This is a genomic window from Pseudomonas sp. BF-R-01 (assembly GCF_019946615.1).
GTDB lineage: Bacteria > Pseudomonadota > Gammaproteobacteria > Pseudomonadales > Pseudomonadaceae > Aquipseudomonas > Aquipseudomonas migulae.
This window is the reverse complement of sequence record NZ_JAGYFX010000044.1, coordinates 41,861-51,608: the sequence shown is the minus strand read 5'-3', so window position 1 is coordinate 51,608 and position 9,748 is coordinate 41,861. Positions and strand designations below refer to the sequence as shown.

The following is a 9,748-nucleotide window of genomic DNA, read 5'->3' as shown; positions in this document are numbered from 1 at the left end:
ACCCAACCCAACCCCACATCAAGCCATCAAAGCTCGAACCGCAGCTCCGGCCAGATCGGCGAAGTACCGCGCTTTTGCGACTCCAGAATGGCCCGGCACAACGAACACAGCCGCTGGTCCTGGAACACCCGTCGATCAACGCTCGACCAGCGCGGCTGCGCGGGCAGCAGACTTCCGCACAAGGTGCGATCGGCCGAGCCGCCCAGCTCCAGCTGACGGGTCACCAGATGTACCCGCACTTCCTGGCAGGCGAACAGATCCAGCTGTTCGTCAGGCTCGATCAGTTGATAGGCAAAAAGTGACCAGGCGGGACGCGGCATCGGGGGCTCCAAATCGGGGGCGCCACCTTAGCCGAAACACCGCCGCTAGAAAAGCGTCAAAGCAGCGGTTTCAGTGTCGGCCAGACATTTTCCAGCAACTTGTCCTGAGCGCCCGCAGCCGGGTGCAGGCCGTCTGACTGCATCAGCTCAGGATGCCCGCCCACGCCCTCGAGGAAAAACGGCACCAGCGGGATTTTTTTCTCGGCGGCGACGTTGCTGAAAGCCTCAGCGAAGACCTTGTTGTAGCGCGCACCGTAGTTGGGTGGCAATTGCATGCCGAGTAGCAGCACTTTGGCACCACTGGCCTTGGAGCTGTTGATCATCGCTGCAAGGTTTTGTTGCAATTGTGTTGGCAGCATTCCGCGCAGCCCGTCATTGCCGCCCAACTCGAGGATCACCAACTCCGGTTTATGCTCTGCAAGCAGCGCAGGCAGGCGCGCCCGGCCTCCGGCGCTGGTGTCGCCGCTGATGGACGCATTGACCACCTTATCGTCGAAACCTTCGCGCTTGAGCCGTTGCTCAAGCAGCGACACCCACCCCTCGCGGGTATCCAGTCCGAAACCGGCGCTGATACTATCGCCAACGATCAGGACAGTACCCGCCGCTGCGTTCTGGGCCATGCACATCAAGGCCAGGCCAGCACTCAAAAACCACACTCGCATCGGATTCTCCATGGGCGCAAGCATTCTCACCGCGAAGGACCTCAGCAAAGTGGTTCCCAGCGCGGAAGGTGATCTGACTATCCTGCACGAACTCAGCCTGGAACTGAACAAGGGCGACAGCCTGGCCATCGTTGGCGCGTCCGGCTCGGGAAAATCCACCCTCCTCGGCCTGCTCGCCGGCCTCGACTTGCCGAGCAGCGGTGAAGTCACCCTCGCAGGCCAGGGCCTGAGCAATCTCGATGAAGACCAACGCGCACGCATTCGCGCCGAACACGTCGGTTTTGTCTTTCAATCATTCCAGCTGCTCGACAGCCTCAACGCCCTGGAAAACGTCATGCTGCCGCTGGAGCTCGATGGCCGCAAAGACGCCCGTGAGCGCGCCACCGAATTGCTGCAACGGGTCGGTCTGGGCCAGCGCCTGACCCACTCGCCCCGCCAGCTCTCCGGTGGCGAGCAGCAGCGTGTGGCGATTGCCCGTGCGTTTGCCGCCGAGCCCGATGTGCTGTTCGCCGACGAACCCACCGGCAATCTCGACAGCCACACCGGTGAGCGTATCAGCGACCTGTTGTTCGAACTGAACAAGGAACGCGGCACGACCCTGGTGCTGGTGACCCACGATGAACGCCTGGCACATCGTTGCCGGCGCCTGATCCGCCTTGAAGCCGGCCTGCTGGTCGCCCCTCTGGAGCCTTGATGGCACGCCTGCCGCTGTTGCGCCTGTTCAGTCTCGCCATCCGCCAACTGCTGCGCGATGCCCGCGCCGGCGAGTTGCGGGTGTTGTTCTTCGCTTTGCTGGTGGCGGTGGCGGCGAGTACCGCCATCGGTTACTTCGGCGCCCGCCTGAATGGCGCCATGATGCTGCGCGCCACCGAGTTTCTCGGCGCCGACCTGCTGCTCGAAGGCAGTTCGCCGGCGCGACCCGAACAGATCAAAAGCGGCACGGATCTGGGCCTCGAACATGCGCAGGTGGTGGAGTTCTCCAGCGTAATCGCCACCGACAATGGCATTCAGCTGTCCAGCATCAAAGCCGCCGACGACGCCTATCCACTGCGCGGCGAGCTGAAAAGTGCCGCCGCGCCCTTCGCTGCGGAAGAATCCGGAGGCGGACCGAAACCCGGCGAAGCCTGGGTTGAAGCGCGACTGCTGACCGCGCTGGACTTGAAGATCGGCGACAGCATCGACGTCGGCATGCGCACCCTGAAACTGGCACGCGTCCTGACCTATGAACCGGATCGTGCCGGCAACTTCTACAGCCTGACGCCACGGGTGCTGATCAACCTCAGCGATCTCGCGGCGACCGGCGTGGTGCAGCCCGGCAGCCGCGTCAGCTACCGCGAACTCTGGCGCGGCAAGGCCGAAGCGCTGGAAACCTACCGTCAATTGATCAAACCCGGCCTCGCCGCCAATCAACGCATTCAAGACGCCCGCGATGGCAACCGGCAGATCGGCGGCGCACTGGGCAAAGCCGAGCGCTACTTGAACATGGCGAGTCTGGTCGCGGTGCTGTTGTCCGGCGTCGCGGTGGCGCTGTCGGCGACGCGCTTCGCCACCCGCCGCTTCGATGCCAGTGCACTTTTGCGCTGTCTCGGGCTGTCCCGTCGGGAAACCATGGTGCTGTTCAGTTTGCAGCTGACGGTTCTCGGACTGTTGGCCAGCATCAGCGGCGCCTTGCTCGGCTGGCTGGCGCAACTCGGGCTGTTCGCGCTGCTGCATGATTTGTTGCCGACCGATGTTCCACCGGGCGGCCTGCTTCCGGCCATCGCCGGGATCGGCACCGGACTGGTAGCGCTGGCCGGTTTTGCCTTGCCGCCACTGGCTGCATTGGGGCGGGTCCCGCCATTACGGGTATTGCGCCGCGACATGCTGCCGATTCCTTCCAGCACCTGGATGGTCTACGGCGCTGCACTGGGCGCTCTCGGGCTGATCATGTGGCGCCTGAGCCTGGATTTGGTACTGACCTTCGCCCTGCTCGGCGGCGGCGTGATCGCGGCGCTGGTGCTGGGCGGCCTGCTGTTGCTGCTACTGAAGAGCCTGCGCCGGATGCTCGCGCGCGCTTCGTTGCCGTGGCGTCTAGGCCTGGGTCAATTGCTGCGTCATCCACTGGCAGCAGCCGGCCAATCGCTGGCCTTCGGTCTGATCCTGCTGTCCATGGCGCTGATCGCTTTGCTGCGCGGCGAATTACTGGACACCTGGCAAAACCAGTTGCCGAAAAACGCGCCGAATTACTTCGCGCTGAACATCCTGCCGGCGGAAAAACAGGCATTCACCGATCGCCTGATCGAACTGTCGGCACAATCGGCGCCGTTGTACCCGGTGGTGCCGGGGCGATTGATCAGCATCAATGGCGAACCGGTGCAGGACATCGTCAGCAAGGACTCGGCCGGTGATCGGGCGATTCAGCGCGACCTCAGCCTCACCTGGGCGGCAGACCTGCCGGCCGGCAACAATCTCACCGCCGGCAACTGGTGGGGCGATCAGGCGCCGGACGACGTTCCCGGCGTGTCGGTGGAAGGCAAAGTCGCCGAGAGCCTGAAGCTCAAGCTCGGCGATCACTTGGTCTTTACTGTCGGCGGGGTCAATCGCGAAGCGAAGGTCACCAGCCTGCGGGAGATCAACTGGGACAACTTCCAGCCGAACTTCTTCATGATTTTCCAGCCCGGCACATTGAAGGATCTGCCAGCGACCTACCTGACCAGTTTCTATCTGGCGGCGGGCCACGACCAGCAGATCGTCGACCTGTCCCGCGCCTTCCCGGCGGTGACCATTCTGCAAGTCGAAGCCTTGCTGGCGCAGCTGCGCAGCATCCTCGCCCAGGTCACCCTGGCAGTGGAATACGTGCTGTTGTTTGTGTTGGCGGCGGGGATGGCGGTGTTGTTCTCGGGCCTGCAAGCCACGCTGGATGAACGCATTCGCCAAGGCGCATTGTTGCGGGCACTGGGAGCCGAGCGCCAGTTGCTGGTCAAGGCCCGACGGATCGAGTTCGGCCTGCTTGGCGCGGTCAGCGGGTTGCTGGCGGCACTGGGCTCGGAGCTGGTAAGCCTGGTGCTCTACCGTTACGCCTTCGACTTGCCGTGGCACCCGCATCCGTGGCTGTTGGTGTTGCCACTGATCGGCGCCTTGCTGATCGGCGGTGCCGGCGTGTTTGGCACCCGACGTGCCTTGAACGCCAGCCCCCTGACAGTCTTGCGCGAGGGTTGATAGACTCAACTCTTCTCAACCACAAGAAGTTGCCATGAGCCGTTATCGCCCTCCCCGCACCGCTGGCACCGCGCTGATCACCCCTGAAGGTGAAGCGCGGATGCGGGCCGAGTTCCATGAGCTCTGGCATGTGCGCCGACCGCAGGTCACGCAATCGGTCAGCGAGGCCGCGGCGCAGGGTGATCGCTCCGAGAACGCCGAATACACCTACGGCAAAAAGATGCTGCGCGAAATCGACAGTCGCGTGCGCTTTCTCACCAAGCGCCTGGAAGCGCTCAAGGTGGTCAGCGAAAAACCCAGCGATCCGAACAAAGTCTACTTCGGGGCCTGGGTCACCATCGAAGACGAGGACGGCAAAGAGTCGCGCTACCGCATCGTCGGGCCGGATGAGCTGGACTTGAAACTGGGCCTGATCAGCATCGACTCACCGCTGGCACGCGCCCTGATCGGCAAGGCACTGGACGCCGAAGTTCGGGTCCAGACGCCTACCGGCGAACAGTGCGTGTATATCGTGGCGATTGATTACCCATAAGCCTTAACGGCGGGTGATCAGCCCTTGCCGGGCGACGCGCGTTAGTTGCTTGATCATCTCTGGCGCGTCTTCAAGGGCGGGCGACTGAATCACCGCCAGGTCGAAACTGTCGCTGGCAAAACGCGCCAGTGACTCACCGTCTTCGACAAACTGGATCAGGAAAGCTGCGGGCCCACCGGTGCGACGTGGCCAACCATCGAGGTAACGCAGGAGCGTCGGCTGATGTTTGCCGCCAAGCAGGATTTTTGGATTGCGCTGGGTCAGATGTGCCGTGATCGGCGCGGGGCGTACAACGGGGTTTAGTGCATTCATCGTGTCGTGTCTCTGCCTCAAAAGTCTGCATGGCAGGTGAGAGGCAACACCGAACCAGCGCTTTAGCGGTATTTCGAAGCCTGTTTCAAGCTTCTATCGGCAACTGAATGAGTCACCTGGCGCCCCGCAAGTAGCTGTTTAAATCGGCGCATGGCAGCATCCTAGAGAAGCTGACCGGACAGTGTCAAGAATGACGCACAACAAAAAAGGCCCGCGCAATGCGGGCCTTTTCGTTGAGCCAGAGCGATCAACCAGCGATGGCGCGATCAACCGACAGCTTGCCGGCGCCTTCGAACAGCACCGCGATGCTGCCACCCAGCAGGGCCAGGGCGAATTCATAACCGTTGTTGGCCATGAACAGACCGTTGCTGATATGCACGCTGAAAATCGCGACCAGCGACAGGAACGTCAGGCCAAGTGCCGCCGGGCGGACCAGCAAGCCGATGATCAAGGCCAGACCGGCGAAGAACTCGGTACCACCGGCCAACGTGGCCATCAGGTAACCCGGTGCCAGGCCGATGCTTTCCATGTACTGCGCGGTGCCCGCCAGGCCGTAGCCGCCAAAAGCGCCGAAGAGTTTCTGCGAACCGTGGGCAGCGAAGATGATGCCGACGAAGATCCGCAGGACAGTCAGGCCGTAGCCAGCGCGGGTAAACAGTACCTTGTTGATCAGTGAGCTCATGCTGTGTCATCCATTGTGTGTTTGTGTGTTGGTTGGCCGCTATATTAATCAATAAATTAAATGCTAAAAGCGCAAATTTTTCGCCATAACAATCAGTTTATTCGATCACTTCCTTAAGGCTACTTTCTGCCCCTGGGGCTCCAACGACTCCCGCTCCCGATCGAACGCCAAGTAATACTTGTTCACGCTATTAACATAGCTGACAGGTCCCATTCCCACCTGCTCCATGGCGATGCGCTCGACCTGGAAGAACCATTGATTGGGATTCAAGCCTCGCCGACGCGCCTCGGCGCGCATGCCCTGAACCCGCTCCGGCCCGATGTTGTAAGCCGCCAGAACGAACGCCATGCGCTCACGCTCGTTGAGTTTGGGGCTGGCGAAAAACTTGCGGCGGATCATCGCCAGGTATTTGGCCCCGGCCTGCACATTGGCATCGAGGTCCTGAATGTTGTTGACCCCTACCCGCTGGGCCGCGGACGGAGTGATCTGCATCAGGCCAGTGGGGCCACCGCCGCTTCGTGCGCGGGGTTGCAACGCGGACTCCTTGAAGGCCAATGCCGCTAGATTCAACCAATCCATGCCTTGGGCATCGGCGTGTTTCTGCAATACCGGTCTGAGTTTTTCCAGGCGCTGGCGATCAGTCTTGGCCAGTGGGTAATGCACTTGATAGAGACGTCGATAGATGCGCAGGAACGCCGCGTCCTGATCCGAAGGCTTTTTGTACCCGATCAGGAAGCGATCGATGCTCGCCCGCAGCATCGAGGCATCGCGACGCACGAACCAGAATTCTTCCCCCGGCTCGCTGATCAGCACCTGCCGATCGAAACGCAACTTGGGCAGGATCTTGCCCCAGCGTTCGGCAATCGGCTGCTCGACGATGGTCAGGTGAAAAATCCCGCCCTGAACCATTTCCAGCACGTCTTCGACCGCCAGGCTCGGATCGACCCACTCGATCTTCACCGGTGCCAGCTTGTGCAAGGCAAGCTTTTGATTGATCTGACTGATCGCCTCCCCGGCGGCGCTGCCGGTGGGTAGTGCCAGGGTTTTACCGGACAGTTGTTCGAGGCGGGTGTAGCGTTTCTCGCCCTTGATTCCGACCAGGACCAGAGGAATGTCGCTGGAAATCGGTTCGCTGGTGCTGACGGCGTAGCCCGGTTGCAGATCGAGCAACTCACCCGGTGCAACCAGATCCCCCTCCCCGCGCTGCAACGCGCCGAGCAGTTGATCCTTGGCTTTGGGAATGATCTTGAGCGTCACTTCCTGACCGTCACGGGCATGACCATTGAGGTATTGCTCGAAGGCACGCAAGCGATGGTATTCGACGCCGATGGCCTGGCCCTGGACTTCGCCGGAGCTGTTGCGGCTCTGGTTGACCAGCACCTTCAGCACACGGCTGCTGCGGATTTCCTGCAGGTCACGCACCTGGGCCGCCGGCACGGCTTGCAGCGGGCCGGCCAGCCGCGCAACCGCCGGCATCGGCAGCAGCAACGAACCACACAGCAGTAACAAAATCGAGGGACGTGTCATCCACTCTCCGGAAAGAATACTGGGCCAATTTCAAAAAAATGTTTGAAATCGAACGACAGAAACAGAGCGCCTTGAGCGCTGGCAAAGTGCGAAAGACTGGCACAGTGATGGCATGCTGACCACCCCAGCTTGTCTCGCGGCATCAAAAGACAGCTTTAACTCGTTGTAGTTCTTGGCTTTTCTTATAAATCTACAGCTCTGATATGCTTTCCGGCCTTTGGTCCGAGGTAGCACCATGCAACTCATCGATATCGGCGTCAACCTGACCAACCCCAGTTTTGCCGACAAACACCAGGCTGTACTCGACCGCGCCTATGCCGCCGGAGTCTGCCAATTGGTGCTCACCGGCACCAATGTCGAAGGCAGCGAACAGGCGCTGGAGCTGTGCCGGCAATTGGATGAAACGGCGCAACGGCTGTTCGCCACCGCCGGCATTCACCCTCACGCAGCCAGCGACTGGAACGCCGACAGCGCCCAGCGTCTGCGCAGTTTGCTCAAAGAGCCGAACGTAGTGGCGGTGGGTGAATGCGGGCTGGATTTCAATCGCGATTTCTCGCCGCGTCCGCAACAGGAAAAAGTCCTCGAAGAACACTTGGCGATGGCGGTCGATCTGCAACTGCCGGTGTTTCTCCACGAACGTGATGCCAGTCAGCGCTTGCTGGAAATCCTGCGCGATTACCGCGACCAATTGCCGGCCGCCGTGGTGCATTGCTTCACCGGCGAAAAGAAGGCGCTGTTCAGCTACCTCGACCTGGACTTGCACATCGGCATCACCGGCTGGATCTGCGACGAGCGTCGGGGCACGCATTTGCATCCGTTGGTGAAAGAAATCAAACGCGGGCGGTTGATGCTGGAGAGCGATGCACCGTATCTGCTGCCGCGCAGCTTGCGGCCAAAGCCGAAAAATGGTCGCAACGAACCGGCGTACCTGACTGAAGTGTTGCGGGAAGTGGCGTTGCATCGCGGGGAAAGCGAGGAAGAGCTGGCGGCCCACAGCACCGCCTGTGCGCGGGCCTTTTACGGACTGCCAGTGATCGACTGAAACGCAATCAACTGTAGGAGCGAGCCCGCTCGCGATGGACTAATGAACACCGTGTTTATCCAATAAACACGCGTTATCGTTGGCGACCATCGCGAGCAGGCTCGCTCCTACAATTAATGGCTGCGCATCATTTCCTTCGGCACATACTTGCCGATCTCGAACTTGCCGATCGCCGCGCGGTGCACTTCATCCGGGCCGTCGGCCAGGCGCAGCGTGCGTTGCATCGCATACATGTAGGCCAGCGGGAAATCGTTGGAAACCCCTGCCCCGCCATGGATCTGGATCGCCCGGTCGATAACGCGCAACGCCACGTTCGGTGCCACCACCTTGATCTGCGCGATTTCGCTTTTCGCCACTTTGTTGCCGACGGTGTCCATCATGTACGCCGCTTTCAAAGTCAGTAGGCGTGCCATGTCGATCTCCATCCGCGAGTCGGCGATTTTGTCGATGTTACCGCCCAGGCGCGCCAGGGGTTTGCCGAACGCAGTGCGATTCACCGAACGTTTGCACATCAGTTCCAGCGCACGCTCAGCCATGCCGATCGAACGCATGCAGTGGTGAATCCGGCCCGGGCCAAGGCGACCCTGGGCGATTTCGAAGCCGCGTCCTTCGCCCAACAGGACGTTTTCGTACGGCACCCGGACGTTTTCGAACAGCACTTCGGCATGGCCGTGAGGCGCGTCGTCGTAACCGAACACCGGCAGCGGACGAACGATCTTCACGCCCGGTGCATCCACCGGCACCAGAATCATCGAGTGCTGGGCGTGGCGGGGCGCATCAGGATTGCTCAGGCCCATGAAGATCAGAATCTTGCAGCGCGGATCGCAGGCACCCGAGGTCCACCACTTTTTGCCGTTGATCACCCACTCATCACCGTCACGCACGGCCCGGGCGGCCATGTTGGTGGCGTCGGACGAAGCCACATCCGGTTCGGTCATGGCGAACGCCGAGCGGATCTCACCGCGTAGCAGCGGTTCGAGCCAGCGTTGTTTCTGTTCTTCGTTGGCGTAGCGCACCAGCACTTCCATGTTGCCGGTGTCGGGCGCCGAGCAGTTGAATGGCTCAGGCCCCAGCAGCGAGCGGCCCATGATCTCTGCCAATGGCGCGTATTCGAGGTTGGTCAGGCCGGCGCCGAGTTCGGACTCAGGCAGAAACAAATTCCACAGGCCTTCAGCCTTGGCCTTGAGTTTCAGTTCTTCCATGATCGCAGTCGGCTGCCAGCGGTCGCCCTCGGCAACCTGGCGCTCGAACACGGCTTCGGCGGGATAAACGTAGGTGTCCATGAACGCGGTCACGCGCTCACGCAGTTCTTGCACCTTGGGCGAATAAGCGAAATCCATGAGCAGCTACCTTCTGGGGGGAGGTTGTTTAGGTCATGCAATCGATGCTAGAACAGCTACGAAAATTTACCTAGCCTATTCTCGGCGTGTATTAACATTCATCACCGATATATGATCGGCTGATTGAGAACCA

General features: G+C 61.0%; 10 protein-coding genes. 4 read left to right on the top strand and 6 right to left on the bottom strand.

Features of this window, described 5'->3' with window-relative positions; translation table 11 throughout:
* Nucleotides 1–26: 26 nt before the first annotated feature.
* Together KGB27_RS17550 and KGB27_RS17545 are read right to left on the bottom strand one after the other, a co-directional pair.
* Entirely contained in the window at nt 27–320 is a 294-nt protein-coding gene (locus KGB27_RS17550) for a hypothetical protein (protein WP_003226812.1), read from the bottom strand.
* 56 nt (nt 321–376) lie between these two features.
* A complete protein-coding gene (locus KGB27_RS17545; RefSeq protein ID WP_008041183.1) occupies nt 377–982 on the bottom strand; it encodes an arylesterase in 606 nt (201 codons plus the stop codon).
* 10 nt (nt 983–992) lie between these two features.
* On the opposite strand from KGB27_RS17545, the gene KGB27_RS17540 reads away from it, so the two are divergent.
* The 3 genes from KGB27_RS17540 to greB are packed head-to-tail and all read left to right on the top strand — an operon-like array spanning nt 993 to nt 4,712.
* Nucleotides 993–1,676: an ABC transporter ATP-binding protein gene (locus KGB27_RS17540; RefSeq protein WP_008041184.1), complete on the top strand. Its 684-nt coding sequence runs from the start codon at nt 993–995 to the stop codon at nt 1,674–1,676.
* Nucleotides 1,676–4,180 (top strand): ABC transporter permease, encoded by a 2,505-nt coding sequence (locus KGB27_RS17535; protein WP_223555493.1) that lies wholly within the window; start codon nt 1,676–1,678, stop codon nt 4,178–4,180. The genes KGB27_RS17540 and KGB27_RS17535 overlap by 1 nt, the downstream gene beginning before the upstream one ends.
* Nucleotides 4,181–4,214: 34 nt before the next feature.
* Nucleotides 4,215–4,712, top strand: coding sequence for a transcription elongation factor GreB (greB, locus tag KGB27_RS17530; protein WP_008031876.1), 498 nt, complete (start codon nt 4,215–4,217; stop codon nt 4,710–4,712).
* Between the two features lie 3 nt (nt 4,713–4,715).
* On the opposite strand, the gene KGB27_RS17525 is transcribed toward greB, so the two are convergent.
* The 3 genes from KGB27_RS17525 to KGB27_RS17515 form a co-directional block, all read right to left on the bottom strand.
* Nucleotides 4,716–5,024: a class I SAM-dependent methyltransferase gene (locus KGB27_RS17525; RefSeq protein ID WP_223437624.1), complete on the bottom strand. Its 309-nt coding sequence runs from the start codon at nt 5,022–5,024 to the stop codon at nt 4,716–4,718.
* 247 nt (nt 5,025–5,271) lie between these two features.
* Nucleotides 5,272–5,706 carry a DoxX family protein gene (locus KGB27_RS17520; protein WP_008031879.1) on the bottom strand — a complete coding sequence of 145 codons (435 nt, stop codon included), beginning with the start codon at nt 5,704–5,706 and terminating at the stop codon, nt 5,272–5,274.
* Nucleotides 5,707–5,811: 105 nt separating this feature from the next.
* Nucleotides 5,812–7,233 carry a transglycosylase SLT domain-containing protein gene (locus KGB27_RS17515; RefSeq protein ID WP_223555490.1) on the bottom strand — a complete coding sequence of 474 codons (1,422 nt, stop codon included), beginning with the start codon at nt 7,231–7,233 and terminating at the stop codon, nt 5,812–5,814.
* A gap of 235 nt (nt 7,234–7,468) precedes the next feature.
* On the opposite strand from KGB27_RS17515, the gene KGB27_RS17510 reads away from it, so the two are divergent.
* Nucleotides 7,469–8,275, top strand: a complete 807-nt coding sequence (locus KGB27_RS17510; RefSeq protein WP_192419003.1) for a TatD family hydrolase — start codon at nt 7,469–7,471, stop codon at nt 8,273–8,275.
* A 113-nt stretch (nt 8,276–8,388) separates the two neighbouring features.
* Here KGB27_RS17510 and KGB27_RS17505 read toward each other — a convergent pair whose 3' ends face one another.
* Nucleotides 8,389–9,615 carry an acyl-CoA dehydrogenase gene (locus KGB27_RS17505; RefSeq protein WP_192229216.1) on the bottom strand — a complete coding sequence of 409 codons (1,227 nt, stop codon included), beginning with the start codon at nt 9,613–9,615 and terminating at the stop codon, nt 8,389–8,391.
* Between the last annotated feature and the right edge of the window lie 133 nt (nt 9,616–9,748).